The sequence below is a fragment of the Paenibacillus yanchengensis genome (assembly GCF_042684845.1).
GTDB lineage: Bacteria > Bacillota > Bacilli > Paenibacillales > Paenibacillaceae > Pristimantibacillus > Pristimantibacillus yanchengensis.
Genome location: NZ_JBHUMH010000016.1, coordinates 175,573 through 190,207 on the forward strand (window position 1 = coordinate 175,573; position 14,635 = coordinate 190,207).

12 protein-coding genes are annotated in these 14,635 nt (G+C 36.6%); 9 read left to right on the forward strand and 3 right to left on the reverse strand.

The window, feature by feature from the left end; all coding sequences use genetic code 11:
* Positions 1 to 9: 9 nt before the first annotated feature.
* Genes ACFSTH_RS07940 through ACFSTH_RS07950 form a run of 3 tightly spaced genes read left to right on the forward strand, consistent with a single transcriptional unit; the run spans position 10 to position 4,270 of the window.
* Positions 10 to 855, forward strand: a complete 846-nt coding sequence (locus ACFSTH_RS07940; protein WP_377772549.1) for a carbohydrate ABC transporter permease — start codon at positions 10 to 12, stop codon at positions 853 to 855.
* Between the two features lie 42 nt (positions 856 to 897).
* Positions 898 to 2,700 (forward strand): sensor histidine kinase, encoded by a 1,803-nt coding sequence (locus ACFSTH_RS07945; RefSeq protein WP_377772547.1) that lies wholly within the window; start codon positions 898 to 900, stop codon positions 2,698 to 2,700.
* Positions 2,693 to 4,270 (forward strand): helix-turn-helix domain-containing protein, encoded by a 1,578-nt coding sequence (locus tag ACFSTH_RS07950; RefSeq protein WP_377772545.1) that lies wholly within the window; start codon positions 2,693 to 2,695, stop codon positions 4,268 to 4,270. Before ACFSTH_RS07945 ends, ACFSTH_RS07950 begins: the two co-directional genes overlap by 8 nt.
* A 107-nt stretch (positions 4,271 to 4,377) precedes the next feature.
* On the opposite strand, the gene ilvD is transcribed toward ACFSTH_RS07950, so the two are convergent.
* Positions 4,378 to 6,063: a dihydroxy-acid dehydratase gene (gene ilvD / locus ACFSTH_RS07955; protein WP_377772543.1), complete on the reverse strand. Its 1,686-nt coding sequence runs from the start codon at positions 6,061 to 6,063 to the stop codon at positions 4,378 to 4,380.
* A gap of 306 nt (positions 6,064 to 6,369) precedes the next feature.
* Here ilvD and ACFSTH_RS07960 point away from each other — a divergent pair, with 306 nt between their 5' ends.
* The 6 genes from ACFSTH_RS07960 (at position 6,370) to ACFSTH_RS07985 (ending at position 13,113) form a co-directional block, all read left to right on the forward strand.
* A complete protein-coding gene (locus ACFSTH_RS07960; RefSeq protein WP_377772541.1) occupies positions 6,370 to 7,074 on the forward strand; it encodes a response regulator transcription factor in 705 nt (234 codons plus the stop codon).
* Entirely contained in the window at positions 7,064 to 8,173 is a 1,110-nt protein-coding gene (locus ACFSTH_RS07965; protein WP_377772539.1) for a sensor histidine kinase, read from the forward strand. Before ACFSTH_RS07960 ends, ACFSTH_RS07965 begins: the two co-directional genes overlap by 11 nt.
* Before the next feature lie 155 nt (positions 8,174 to 8,328).
* On the forward strand, positions 8,329 to 9,066 hold the full coding sequence (locus ACFSTH_RS07970) for a nucleoside phosphorylase (RefSeq protein ID WP_377772537.1): 738 nt from the start codon (positions 8,329 to 8,331) through the stop codon (positions 9,064 to 9,066).
* A gap of 59 nt (positions 9,067 to 9,125) precedes the next feature.
* Positions 9,126 to 10,409, forward strand: a complete 1,284-nt coding sequence (locus tag ACFSTH_RS07975; RefSeq protein WP_377772535.1) for an MFS transporter — start codon at positions 9,126 to 9,128, stop codon at positions 10,407 to 10,409.
* Between the two features lie 138 nt (positions 10,410 to 10,547).
* Positions 10,548 to 11,819, forward strand: coding sequence for a DUF445 family protein (locus tag ACFSTH_RS07980; protein ID WP_377772533.1), 1,272 nt, complete (start codon positions 10,548 to 10,550; stop codon positions 11,817 to 11,819).
* 4 nt (positions 11,820 to 11,823) lie between these two features.
* A complete protein-coding gene (locus ACFSTH_RS07985) occupies positions 11,824 to 13,113 on the forward strand; it encodes a DUF445 domain-containing protein (RefSeq protein ID WP_377772531.1) in 1,290 nt (429 codons plus the stop codon).
* 81 nt (positions 13,114 to 13,194) lie between these two features.
* On the opposite strand, the gene ACFSTH_RS07990 is transcribed toward ACFSTH_RS07985, so the two are convergent.
* Both ACFSTH_RS07990 and ACFSTH_RS07995 read right to left on the reverse strand, forming a co-directional pair.
* A complete protein-coding gene (locus ACFSTH_RS07990; RefSeq protein WP_377772529.1) occupies positions 13,195 to 14,070 on the reverse strand; it encodes a hypothetical protein in 876 nt (291 codons plus the stop codon).
* Positions 14,045 to 14,446, reverse strand: coding sequence for a hypothetical protein (locus ACFSTH_RS07995; RefSeq protein WP_377772527.1), 402 nt, complete (start codon positions 14,444 to 14,446; stop codon positions 14,045 to 14,047). Before ACFSTH_RS07995 ends, ACFSTH_RS07990 begins: the two co-directional genes overlap by 26 nt.
* Positions 14,447 to 14,635: the final 189 nt, after the last annotated feature.

Here is a 14,635-nt window from a genome sequence, read left to right on the forward strand (position 1 = left end):
GGAAATAACATGCAATCGAAAAGCTTAAATCAATTAAGTCTTAAAAGAGTTTTAATTACCGTAGTGATGTTAATTGTCGGTTTAGTATTTTTATTACCGTTTGTATGGATGTTAGTTACTTCATTCAAATTTGAAGACGATGTATTTAATTATCCTATTCAATGGTTACCAACGCGATGGAATGCAATTGAAAACTATAAAGAAGTTTGGTTAGGGGCATATCCATTTACACTATATTATTTGAACTCGATAAAAGTTGCATTGTTAACTACAGCTATTTCAGTTATTGTATCTAGCTTGGCAGCATTTGCTTTTGGAAAGCTGCAGTTTTTCGGAAAAGACTTTTTGTTTATACTTATTTTAATGTTGTATATGGTTCCCGTACAAGCAATATTAGTACCACAATTTTTAATTATGAAATGGGCAAACCTTTACGATACACATCTAGGTATGATAGTATTGCATAGCTTTAGTGTTTTCGGTACATTTATGTTACGGCAGTTTTTCATCGGTATTCATCCGGAGTTTCTAGAGTCTGCTAAGATGGATGGTGCAGGATATTTTAAAATATTTACTCGGATTGCGCTGCCATTAGTAAGACCGGCGATAGCGACATATGCGATATTACGATTTATTTGGACGTGGAATGATTACCAAACACCGTTAATATTTCTACGTGATAGAGCGTTGTACACGATTCAAATGGGAATGCAGCAGTTTGCCGATAGTGAAGGTCAATTTTATGCTCTAACGATGACAGGCGCTGTATCCGCTATTGTTCCATTGCTAATTGTGTTTATTATAGCTCAGAAGAACGTTATTGAAGGTATTGCAGTCGGCGGTGTAAAAGGATAAGCTGGATGAAAACTATATTTATTAAAGGATTGTGCGATAGGAATGAAGAGACGAGTTAATAAATGGGACACATTTTCATTACGACAAAAAATTGTAAGTACATCTGTCATTTGTTTATTAGTGCCATTGCTCATCTCAACAGCAGTTTCCAACTATTTGTCTAAAGATGTTTTAATGGAGAATGCTGTGAATAATGCACAGGACGCAATGAAAATTGTTGAACTCAACTTGGCTGGTTTAATGAATAACATTTTGTATATTACTAACTATATTCAATTTGACAGCGAAATGAATGCTCTCCTTCGTGAAGGACAGACGAATGATGCGTCCGCTCAAAACGTGTTGAATTATGCAAAGATAACGTCGCGATTAAATAGTGTTACAAATTTACTAAACGATATTTATATTACTATTTTGACGGACTCTGCTGGTGGATATACAAACTATTCAACCTATAATCATAATTTTGAATTGTTTTTCAAAGAACCTTGGTTTGCACAATTGCAAAAACAAAGTGCTTTTGAAACATTATGGCTTGGAGGACAACCTAATTATATGTTGTCCTCTCAGCAAGATAATCCTTATTTAATAACTATTGCTCGAAAGATACAGCCGTCTACAACACCGTTAGGGTACATTATTATTAGTTTGAAAGAATCTGATTTTAGTAAGTCTTTCGCACAATTAACAGGTAGTCAAGAACTGATGCTAGTAGATTCGGAAGGCACTGTACTATCTCATCCAGATACGTCGAAGATTGGACAGAAGTTTGCTTATAGAGATAGTATTCGTTATGATCAAAATGATGCGTTAGTCACTTCAATCGCTGGCGAAAAGTATTTACTTGCTAGTCATAAACTGACCTATTCCGATTGGTCGTTAGTTAGCTTGACGCGTTACAAAGATGCAAATGAAAAATTGAACTCCATTCAACGAGCGAATTTGTTTATTCAAGTTTCGTTTTTTTCTATTTTCCTTATTATTTTAATCTTTTTCATTCGACGGTCTACAAAACCATTAGCCAAGTTAGGTCGGGTTGCGAGTGAGTTTGAAACAGGTAACTTGTCAGTACGAGCGCACATTGAAGGAAATAATGAAATAAGTAAAGTTGGTCATTCCTTTGATAAAATGCTTGATAGAATTGAAACTATGCTTAACCAAATTGTACAAGATCAAGCGAAAAGAAGAATGCTCGAGCTGGAAACGCTACAAGCGCAAATACATCCACATTTTTTGTTTAATATATTGAATTCGATTCGATTGAAAATATTGATGAAAAATGATCATGAAAACGCAGCATTGATTCAATCATTATCACATTTGTTAAGAATGACGATTAATCGTAATAATGAGTTTATTATGCTATACCAAGAAATCGAAGTAGTGAACCATTACATCAAGTTAATGAACATGCGGCAGCACAAACCGATTGAATTTATAGTTGAATTAACAGAACAAGCCAGTATGGTGGAAGTACCACGATTGTTTATTCAACCATTAATTGAAAATGCGTATATTCATGGGTTTAATGAAAGTGGCGGTAAGATTTGTATTAAAGCATCAATTCAACAACAGCAGCTTGTCATCACAATTGTCGATAATGGCAATGGAATGAGTGAAGAGCAAGTGAACAAATTGCTTACCCACTTACACAACAGTGGTGAAGAATCGGAAGCAGAAGAGAAATATAATATATTTTCTGGTATTGGCATGAAAAATGTTTATGAAAGATTACAATTGATTTATGGTCCCACCGTCAAACTACAGCTAGAAAGCGAGCTAGGAGTAGGAACAGAAGTAAGTCTATTTATACCAATTATTGCCGGGGAGGCCCGTTATGTATAAAGTCATATTAGTTGATGATGATGTTCCAGTAGTGGACTACTTGCGACAAGTTATTCCTTGGAAGTCTTTGAATATGGAAGTAACGGGTGTGTTCGATAATGGAAAAAAGGCTTACGAATATGCTAAGCTGCATATACCAGACATAGTAATAACAGATATTGGCATGCCGTTGATGAATGGTTTAGAATTAATAGCGGCTTTATTAGAACACAAAGATGATGTGCATACTGTTATTTTATCTTGTCATGATGAGTTTTCCTTTGCTAAGCAAGCGATTCAGTTAAATGTTGCAGATTACATTTTGAAAGAAAGTTTGGAGCCGGAAACATTAATTGAATTGTTGAAAAAAATAAAATTACAGCTTGATTCTGAAAAACAGACAAAGAAATTAGAAGTAAGTAGCCAATTACTGAATTCTTTGACCGATGATCCTTTAATGAATGAAGCTAGTTGGTCAACACAAGTAGAGCAGATTGGATTAGATTTCAGTTTATATGGCTATATTCCTGTTCTATGCTTCATTAATCGCCCGTTAGTAGCCGAAGAACGTTACTCTTCTCAAAAACTGTTAATGTTTGCTATGCAAAACGTGATGGAAGAAAGTATTACAGGTGACCAAAAGAAATCGGTATTCCATCTTGCTTATAACGGTCAAGAAACGGTACTTTTATTTCAATATCGTGATTTTGTGAAAGAAAATGTATATACACAGACGGAACAAGTACTAGAGGCAATTAGAGAATCATTATTAGCTTATTTAAAATTAACTGTAACGTTTATTATTGGACAATTAACAGAAGAAAAGTTGATTTTGAAAGAAAATATGAAACAATTGTTGAAGGGCAAAGAATTATGTTTTTATTATGAAGAGGGCTTAACGATTAAACTAGAACAAATCAATGCTTCTTATATTTATACAGATTTGTTGAGTTATCATCTGGAGGCGAAACAACAGTTCCAACAGTTAATCATGAACGAAGATAGTGAAGGTTTACGAACTGCATTGTCTGAATGGATTGAGAAATTGCGAAGTGGACGATTTCAACCACATATGGTACGTGAGTGGGGAATAAAAATATTATTGGATTTACGATTGAAAATACAATCTTTGCAGTTTTTTGAAACCAAGTTTTCTGAAGAAATTGTTCATCAAAATTTGTTTCGAGTAGAATCATTGGATCATATGTATGATGTAATGTGGTTTTATATGAATGAACTGTTAAGTATTATCCACTATGTACACAAAGGTTCCAAGCGGAAAGAAATCATTGAAGCACAAAATTATGTTGTACAGCATTTGCATGAAAAAATTTCGATGGCTGACGTAGCCCAAAAACTACATTTGAATGCAGCTTATTTTAGTAGACTATTTAAAAAAGAAACGAATGAAAATTTCGTTGATTATGTGTTACGAGTTAAGATGGAGAAAGCCTGCGATTATTTGGATCATAGTGATCTCAGTATTGACCAAATTGCAGAGCGGCTGGGGTTTGATAGTAAAAGTTATTTTATTCGAACGTTTCGTCGCTTAGTTGGTATGCAGCCTGCATTATGGCGACATCGAATATAGTGCTGTATTATATAGAAAAGCCTTTGCACCAGTTAAGATGATAGGTTATATACCATCTTGTTGGCACAAAGGTTTTTTTGTTATTGTATCAATAGTTACAAGCTCGATTACATTTTCATTACGCCGCCAGTACTTGCTGAAGTAACAAGATGAGCGTAGCGTGCAAGGTAACCACGTTTAATTTTCAATTCAAAGCCTGGCCATGCAGCACGACGTTGTTCGAATTCTTCGTCGCTAATAAGAACATTCATCGTTCTATTGTTCATATCGATTTCTACAATATCGCCATCATTAACGAATGCGATTGGTCCGCCTTCCGCAGCTTCTGGGGAAGTATGACCAATACTAATACCACGGGAAGCGCCTGAGAAGCGACCATCGGTAACGAGAGCAACTTTTGCACCTAGTCCCATACCAACGATTTGGGAAGTTGGAGCTAGCATTTCTGGCATACCTGGACCACCACGTGGGCCTTCATAACGGATAATCACAACATCGCCTTCTTTGATTTTACCATTTACGATACCTGCAAGACATTCATCTTGTGAGTCGAAACAAACAGCAGGTCCTTTGTGGTAGCCACCAACAGATGCATCAACAGCTCCTGTTTTGATGATAGCGCCATGAGGAGCCAAGTTACCAAACAATACTGCTAGTCCACCACGCTCGGTATGTGGGTTATCGATAGGACGAATAACGTCTGTATTTTGAATTTCACAGCCTGCTACATTTTCACGTAGTGTTTTGCCAGTAACGGTAATACGACTACCATCAAATGCATCTTCTTTTTTTAGAAGCTCATGAATAATTGCACTTACACCACCTGCATTGTGTACATCTTCAATGTGATAGTCTGACGCAGGAGCAATTTTTGCAAGATGCGGTACACGTTCTGCAACTTCGTTAATACGTTCGATTGGATATTCGATGCCTGCTTCATGAGCAATAGCAAGTGTATGCAATACAGTGTTCGTAGAACCACCCATTGCCATATCCAATGCGAAAGCATTGTCGATAGCTTCAATCGTTACAATATCGCGAGGTTTGATGTCTTGTTTAATAAGTTCCATTAATTGACGAGCACATTGCTTTACAAATTCTTTTCGCTCAGGTGCAACAGCAAGAATTGTTCCATTACCTGGCATAGCTAGTCCAAGTCCTTCAGCTAGACAGTTCATGGAGTTAGCTGTAAACATACCAGAACAAGAACCACATGTAGGGCAACCATACTGCTCAAGCTCTAACAACTCATCGTCGCCAATCATGCCTGCTTGATGCGCGCCTACTCCTTCGAAAACACTGGATAGAGAGATTGAACGACCATCCGATGTTTTTCCAGCTTTCATCGGTCCACCACTAACAAGCATCGTTGGAATGTTAACGCGTAATGCTCCCAAAATCATACCTGGTGTAATTTTGTCGCAGTTAGGGATACAGATCATCCCATCAAACCAGTGTGCATTAACAACGGTTTCTACAGAGTCAGCGATAATTTCGCGACTAGCTAGCGAGTAGCGCATACCGATATGACCCATCGCAATACCATCATCTACACCGATTGTGTTAAATTCGAATGGAACGCCACCAGCTTCGCGAATGGCTTCTTTTACTAGCTTACCGAATTCTTGTAAGTGGACATGCCCGGGTACAATATCAATGTAAGAGTTACAAACAGCAATAAACGGTTTGTCGAAATCTTCTTCTTTTACACCAGCTGCACGTAGTAAACTACGGTGTGGAGCACGGTCGAACCCTTTCTTGATCATATCTGAACGCATTCTTTTGGATGCCATTAGTTAAAGAACCTCCTCGTTTATATAGAACAACAAATAGAATCAAATTAATTCTGCTCATTGTCATAACATTAGTCCTGTTTAGTTTATCATATTGGCGATGCATTGGCTATATTGGTTGGCTCCTTTCGACAGTGATTTACATTACAATGTTGTGGCAAGGAACAGAACAGTTAATTATTAATAAAAACTTAAACATTGTAAATATTTAATAAGAACTATGCCAGGAAAACTGGATTTCATGTATAGTAAGTAAAGTAGGACTAGATCTGATTTTTTAATTTATTAACGGAGGCGAATGTCGCTTTGGATAAACGGATTTTAATTGTAGATGATGAAAAAGAAATTGCTGATTTAATCGAAATATATTTGCGTAACGAAGGATTTTTAACTGAAAAAGCATATGACGGTGAAGAAGCATTGCAACGATATGCAGAGCAGTCTTTTCAACTGGTTATATTAGATATAATGATGCCGAAATTAGATGGGCTGGAAGTTTGTCGTACATTACGTCGTGATCAGCATGTTCCTATTTTGATGCTAAGTGCTAAAACACAGGATATGGATAAAATATTAGGGTTAATGACTGGCGCAGATGATTATATGACAAAACCATTTAATCCATTAGAATTGTTAGCAAGAGTTCGTTCCTTACTGCGGAGATCGTATCAATATAGTGCAGTAAAAGAAGAAGTTCAACAGGAACAAGACGAGATGGAGCTGCATATTGGACAGCTGAAAATAAATCGGTTAAGTCACACAGCAGAAGTAAATGGACAAGCATTACATTTGACGTCTACGGAATTCGGAATTTTATATTTGCTTGCCAGTCAACCAGGTCGAGTATTCAGTGCGGAAGATATATTTCAGCAAGTTTGGAAAGAAAAGTATTTTGATTCTAACAATACGGTAATGGTTCATATTAGTAAACTGCGTGATAAGTTGGAGAAAGAACTAGGAGAGAAACTTATCGTTACCGTCTGGGGGGTAGGCTATAAAATTGAAGGATAATATTATGTTCCGCCTTCTTATGCGTAGCACTTTAAACGTTGTTTTAAGTGCGATTTTGGCATTTATTACACTTACAGCTACTATCTTTTTAATTGCAGTCGCATCGGATTATTTTCCGTTTGTCTCTAATATTGCACACTCGATTAGAACCGTATTATCTAGTGATACGGTGTTATTTATTACGTATACATTAATGCTGATCGGTTTATTTTTTGTTTATTTTATATTGTTGCAATGGACATTGTTTAAATATTTTATTAAATTAAATACAACCGTGAAAAAAATTGCTGACGGAGAACTTCATTTGAATTACCAAATTCCGATTCGGAAGTCTAATCCGTTTGGGATGTTGGCGTTTAATGTGAATCAGCTTTCATTTCGTTTGGCTGCTGCATTGGAAGAAGAAAGGAAAGCAGAACAAGCGAAAAATGAGTTAGTTACAAATGTTTCGCATGATTTGCGGACGCCACTAACTTCCGTTATCGGTTATTTAGGGTTAATCGAACAAGATCGTTATCGGGATGAAATAGAATTGCGGTACTATGTACAAATTGCTTATGAAAAATCGCTTCGTTTGCACACGTTAATTGATGAATTATTCGAGTATACGAGAATGAGACATGATTCTGTTGTCCTTCATAAGGAACAACTTAATTTGGTTGAATTGTTAGGTCAACTATTAGCTCAGTATCATGTAACACTACAGGAAGAAGGTATGGAAGGGAAAATGATGAGCAGTAGTAAATCAATTATGTTGGAAGCCGATCCTACTATGCTCGCTCGCGTATTTGAAAATTTAATTGCCAACGCACTACACTATGGAAAAGAAGGTAAATATTTAGATATTCATGTGGAACGCAGAGGGGAAAAAGCCGCAGTCCATGTTATTAATTACGGTGAGCCAATTTCTGTTATGGATTTGCCACATATTTTTGATCGTTTTTACCGCGTCGATCGCTCTAGAACACATTGGAAAGGTGGCTCTGGATTAGGACTTGCTATTTGTAAAAGTATTGTTGAAAAACATAACGGGCAAATAGAAGTAAATAGTGCGGACGAAAAGACAGTGTTTACTATTTATTTACCTATTACTGTTTAGTTAGATTATGTCATGATAGTGATGACTAGAAATGAAAGTTAGACTTATGATATATGTGACCAAATGATGAACATTGGCGATTGCCATGCAAATATTTGAAAATGGATATGTTATAATGATTGGTTTGAAACGTTAAATATAGGGAGTGTAGAGAAATGTATTTATCCGTATTAGAAGTAGGGGCAGAACAATTGCCAAAATTAGCTCTTGTTTGTGGTGATCCAAGAAGAGCGGCATTAATAGCTACAAAATTAACCGATGCCAAAGAGCTGGCGTTTGCTAGAGAGTATCGTACATTTGTAGGAACATACGAAGGAGTAGCGGTTGCTGTTGTAAGTCATGGAGTAGGATCGGCTGGAGCTGCTGTTTGCTTCGAAGAATTAATTAAAGGTGGTATAGAGACAATTATTCGAGTGGGGACGGCTGGTTCATATACAGCGGACATACCTGCGGGTAGTCTTGTCGTAAGTACCGCTTCTGTTCGTGCAGAAGGGCTGACGAAACAGCTAGTGCCAGACGGATTCCCAGCAGTTGCGGATGGTGCAGTGACTAATGCATTATATGAAGCTGCTACAGCACTTGGTGGCGGTGTCGTGGCGAAAGGAATAACATTAACGCTGGATGTGTTTTTTAATGGTGTTGTGGAATTTCCACACAAGTTATACAAAGCAGCAGGTGTTCTCGCTGTAGAAATGGAAATAGCCGCATTGTATGTTATTGCTTCATTACGCGGAGTTAAGGCTGGAGCGATAATAGCGATTGATGGATATGCAGATAGCGATTTGGCAGCGGAATATAACCCCCATACGAATGCTGTTAGTGATGCTGTAGAGCGAGAAATAATTGCTGCATTAGATGCGTTAGTATTACTGTCAGCTACCACTACTGCATAATGATTGCGTGATCAGAATGTGCTACAAGAAATATAGACTGGCGCTGGAGGCAGCTGAAGATGGTACTTTGGGCTAAGCGTGGGAAATGGTTGATCGATAGGTTTAGTAGACATGCGCAAGTTATTCCTCCCGAAAAAAAGTTAAGTCGAGACGCGGTAATTACTTTAATTATACATTGTTGTTTTCAAATCGGCGCCTCTATGTCAGGGTTATTTCTTAATTTATATTTGTGGCGATTGACAGAAGATCTTGTCATCAATGGACTTTATAATATTATTATGCATGGGGTTACCCCGCTAGCATTTGCTGTTGGTGGGTACTTAGCGAAAAAAACGGATCGGATGGTTACTTATCGGTTTGGGATAGTAATGATCGCCATATTTTATTTATGTGTAGTCATTGCCAAAGAACAAGTAGTCAATTATTATATTTTATTTGCGATATGCAATGGCATTGCCGCAGGCTTTTATTGGACAGGATATTTGATTCTGCAATATGATGTTTCTACTGAACAAAATCGGATTCGTTTTTTAGCAATTAATTTAGTTGTGTTCAATACGGCTGGTTTAGCAGGACCGGCTCTAGCTGGTTATATTATTCAACGTAGTAACGGATTAACAGGCTATATTATTATTTTCTCCATAGCCTTTGTTATGTTTGTTATTGCAGCTATCGTTAGCTTTAAAATTCCGAAAATAGTGAGTACGTCAAAAACTTATTATTTAAAGTTTGCCGGTATTTTAATGCGCAGAGATAAGTTATGGTTAAAAAGCTTATACGGATTTTTTTTCGTCGGTTTATTTCAAGGAACGATGTTGTTTTTACCTAACATACTGTTATTTCGTGCCGTTGGTCGTGAAGACTGGGTAGGCTACTTGGGAATGTTATTTGCTACTGTCACTGTATTAATCGGTTATGTCATATCACGTAAAGGTTCCGCTGAACAGAGTAGGCGGTATATGTTTCTCTCTGCGGCAGGTGTAACTTTTGGTTCCTCATTATTATTATGGGATGTTTCGCTGTGGACAGTTGTTATATTTATGATATTATTTTCAATCTGTAATCCGTTAGCTCTGAACACTTTATCTACTTATTATTACAAGCTTATTGCCGGGCTTCCATTGCGTGGTCAATTACGAGTAGAGGCAGTTGTGATGCGAGAAGTGTTTATTAACTTGGGCAGAATAGTATCTATTGGCTTATTGATTTTATTTGCTCGCAATACAGAATCGATTGCTATCGCTATTATATTATTTGCAACTGCTGTATCGCAGTTCATGATATTATTTTGTATACAACACAAACAACGAAAACAACCTACATTGCAGCAAGATAGTCGTTAAAAACAACATAAGATGATGGTCGAAGCTGCGCTTTATGCGCAGTTTTTTATTTAGTAAGCTGGATGTAATCAGCAAAAAAGGTTAAACTAGCTACATAACATCGGTATGTTAGTTTGAAAACTCGAATGGAGAAGCAGCATGTCAAAAAAAAGAATTCGTATAATCGCCAATATGGTCATTATAGTTTCTGCCATAGGCATCTTAATTACCTTTCCATTACAGCATACATTTATTGGAGGCTGGTTGTTTGCCATTTGTAGTGCTGCCGTCATTGGCGGTTTAGCAGATTCATTTGCTGTTTCTGCACTATTTGGACAACCACTCCGAATTCGTTGGCCTAATTGGATGGGAACTAATATTATTGCCAAAAATAGAGATCGCTTAGTAAAAGAATTAGTTGATATGGTTCAACATGAATTACTTTCTGTGGAACAAATTAATAGACAACTATCATCGTTATCTTTTTCCAATATGATTAATCAATATGTAACGAAACCAGGCACTGTATCTTTTTTGCAACAACTTATTACGTTGTTTTTAAAAGAAATGCTTGAAAATACGAATAGTGAAAAATTAGCGACAGACTTAAAAATATTAGTCCAGAAGCACGGCACTGCCATTCCAATTGTTGAACTTGTTGATGTGTTGCTGGATTGGGTGCTAGAACATAAGTATGAACGTAAATGTGTTGCATTTCTTGCTTCTCAATTAAATACGATCGTTCAAGCTCCTACGTTTTATTATATGATCAATCAATTTATAGCTACTTCTCTTCGGACGTATGAAGGAGATAAAGTAAGTCGTCGATTAGTGGATCAAGTTGCTGGATTGAATAGTGAGACGATTACGAAACATGTGCAGCACTGGTTAGTTGGTTACTTGCAACGGGCAGAAGATAGTGAGTCTGAGGTCAATTCCAAAATAGCTGTTGAAGTGAAAAACTTGGTGGAGAAGTGGAAAGTAAACGAAGATTGGCGTTCAGGCTTAGAGCAGCAGCAACATAAATTAATATCGGCGGTGACAGAAAGCAAGCAATGGAATAGTATGATTGTTCCGTTGATCGAAAAGCTGCGAGAAATGATACTACAGCGGTTCGGAAATGAGCAAGAAATGGTTGTGCAACAAAAATTGGAACAGCTTATTATAAAGTGGCAATCAAATGAAGAGCTACAGCTCCGTGTAGACGACAATTTGAAACGATGGATTATTCAATTTATAGAGCAATACCATCATACTATCGGGAAGATGGTGGAGGATGGGCTTAATCAATTTGATGAACAACAGTTGAATGAGTTAGTCCAAGATAAAGCAGGAAAAGATTTGCAATTTATTAGACTCAATGGCATTATCGTTGGAGGTCTGATCGGATGTTTCATCTATCTCGGCACATTTTGGCTAAAAGGAGTGTAGCCGAATGACTATGCGTAAAAAAGCTAACCTTAGTGTTCTATTATTAGCGATATTGTTTTTGATTATGGTCTGGTGTAACTATCGTTTTGAAGATGTGTGGTGGACAGGATTTTTATTGTATACGACAGAAGCGGGATTAATTGGAGCTTTAGCGGATTGGTTTGCTGTCACTGTACTGTTTCGCCATCCATTTGGATTAACTTGGTTTCCTCATACAGCCATTATTCCACGTAACCGAAACAAACTAGTAGATGGCATTGTCATGCTAGTCGAAAAGCAGCTATTGAGTAAAGATTTACTGTACAGTAAATTGGAACAAGTCGATTTTATTAAATTAATTTTGCAAATAGGTGATCAGGCGACTACAAGGTATAAATGGGGGGATAAGCTTTGGGAATGGGTGTTACAATTCAGTACTGCTGAGCGATTAACGTTGTTTTCGAAACGGGCAGATAATATAGCGAAACAAAAATTACGAGAAACAGATGCAGCTCCTCTATTAGGAAAAGCACTACAGTATGCTTTAGAACAAGGAATGATCGATCGTGTTATTCAAATAGTGGTACCGATTATTGCCAACAAGATGAACCAACCTGAGGTGCGTCTAGAAATTTTTAAGATGCTCGATCGTGAAAAACAAAAAATTAGTGATGAAGGCAGCGGATTAAAACGGTGGTTTAAACAACAAATGATTCGATTTGCCGAAGAGACTGATGCGGTCAACTTGCAAGTAGCAGCTTCTGTATTACACCGTGATTTAATACAATTCGTTCATCGATTACAAGAAGAAGATCATGAGATTAGGCAAATGCTTAACCAAATGCTGCATAATCTTGCGGAACAATTACAAACTAGTACTAATATGGAGCAAACGATTCGTAAATGGTTAACGCAACTGATGCAGCAACTATCTTTTGAGCCTATTATACTTGCGTTATTAACAGATATAAGAACGGCCATGGGTTCTAATTCCGAATCGATGCGTAGATGGCTACAACAATGGATTACAATTAGTTGGCGTCATTTTCGCAGTAATAAACCATTACAGCAACAACTGCAACAATATATTCAACAATTACTTGTTACAGTTGTTGAATCAGAACATGCACAAATTGGACAAATAGTCCGCAGTACGTTAGATGAATTTACAGAAGACAAACTAGTTAATTTTATAGAGAGCAAAGTTGAGGTTGATTTACAACGAATTAGGCTGAATGGTGCATTAATCGGTTCGGCTGCTGGTGCATTAATTTATATTTTTTTGCACACGATCTATGCTCAGTTTTTTTTATGATATTTAACCGGTCGTTCATTTCATTAAAATCTCATCTTAAACAATAAACAGGCCTCTACATACAATAAATGAAAGGCCTGTTTAAGTTTTCTTTTTCTTATGTTTAATAATGGAGACTGGTTTGGCAGAGTAATGGACCAATGGTTTCGTTGTATTCGTTCGTATAGAGTAAATTGGTTCTTGTTGTTTTGGTTTTATTTTTTTCACAGCAGGAACATAATTAGTATACTCACGTTGGAGTAGATCAATTGTTTTGTAAATAATATATTTGTTTTTCTTACTTGAAAACGGAAAGGTATGTGACACTTGAACGAGTAATGTACTTGCTTCATGCAAACGATAATTATTTTGTTGTAATTGAGTGTCAGCATCACCATGAGATGAGTAACAAGAAATAGGATAAAAACTAATCTCGTCAGGAAATGATGTCATTATGGTAGATATCATTAAAGCTAATTTTACAAGTGTTGTTTCATACTTAACGAGGTTGATGTGGTGTTGGTTTACCTCCTGTAACACCTTGGTCATCTCTGCTAGAGATAAAATCCAATCACTTTTTAATAATAGAAGTGCTCGTAATTGTGAAATGTCTAAATGTTTATCCAATTCTTTATCCAGAGCGTTTCCATATTGTGTATGTAAAACGTCAAGATATAGGTTAGTTTTTTGAAAAGAAATCATTTGCAGTGTATTAATTCGTTCACCCATATTGAGCTGAGATTGTACAGACATAATAAAGTTAGAGTTATCAGATTTATTTAACGATTGTTTAGAAGAGGAGCTGTTTTGTAAAATATGAGCCTCTAACAATCGAGACAGAGATTGAAACTGTACGTTTATTGAATTAATTATTAATAATATAGTTGCTTCATTGTCCAAACTGTTCAAGGAGTGAGTCCATGCGTTTTGCTGTGTAACAGATAGGGGAACATTATTCTCCTTCTTCATAATGCTCATTACAACTGCATGGTCGATTCGTACATTTCTTATTGCTCCGCCCTTGACAAGCCGGATCATCACAACAATTGGCCATTGAGTTTCTTGGATCGACATTATTTGCTAACTTCATCACGTCACCTAATTTATGTAATAACAATATTTGATTTGTCATTACTCCTCTCATCATTTGCTCCACACTATTATTGATAGTAAGGGCATCACAGAGTGACAAATGTTCATCCTTCAGGAAGTGTTGAATCTTTTCGGCTTCTGCATTAAGAATGTGTGAGAAACTAATTTCTTCCATAGCGATGGAAGTTAATAGTAAATGGACGACATCTTCTCTGTCAAGAATGATATCAGGTGTAATGTCTGGAATATTAGGCATTGACATACTCATCAAATCCTTCCGCTAGTAGTAGCTATCCATACATTATATGTAGGCTTATCTTTAACTTTACTAAATAACGATAATTTATTTTTGATAAGAGTCTAATCATCACGCATAACATAGTATTATAAGCATAGTACGGGCACCTTTGGGCATATACCTACATATACTGAATAACAACATTCAGATGAT

Bases quoted from the DNA above. Each gene is read 5' to 3' on its own strand.
- ACFSTH_RS07990 (WP_377772529.1), bottom strand. From the start codon at position 14,070: ATGAGCATTATGAAGAAGGAGAATAATGTTCCCCTATCTGTTACACAG.
- ACFSTH_RS07980 (WP_377772533.1), top strand. From the start codon at position 10,548: ATGTCAAAAAAAAGAATTCGTATAATCGCCAATATGGTCATTATAGTT.
- ilvD (WP_377772543.1), bottom strand. From the start codon at position 6,063: ATGGCATCCAAAAGAATGCGTTCAGATATGATCAAGAAAGGGTTCGAC.
- ACFSTH_RS07970 (WP_377772537.1), top strand. From the start codon at position 8,329: ATGTATTTATCCGTATTAGAAGTAGGGGCAGAACAATTGCCAAAATTA.
- ACFSTH_RS07945 (WP_377772547.1), top strand. From the start codon at position 898: ATGAAGAGACGAGTTAATAAATGGGACACATTTTCATTACGACAAAAA.
- ACFSTH_RS07975 (WP_377772535.1), top strand. From the start codon at position 9,126: ATGGTACTTTGGGCTAAGCGTGGGAAATGGTTGATCGATAGGTTTAGT.
- ACFSTH_RS07995 (WP_377772527.1), bottom strand. From the start codon at position 14,446: ATGTCAATGCCTAATATTCCAGACATTACACCTGATATCATTCTTGAC.
- ACFSTH_RS07950 (WP_377772545.1), top strand. From the start codon at position 2,693: ATGTATAAAGTCATATTAGTTGATGATGATGTTCCAGTAGTGGACTAC.
- ACFSTH_RS07940 (WP_377772549.1), top strand. From the start codon at position 10: ATGCAATCGAAAAGCTTAAATCAATTAAGTCTTAAAAGAGTTTTAATT.
- ACFSTH_RS07985 (WP_377772531.1), top strand. From the start codon at position 11,824: ATGACTATGCGTAAAAAAGCTAACCTTAGTGTTCTATTATTAGCGATA.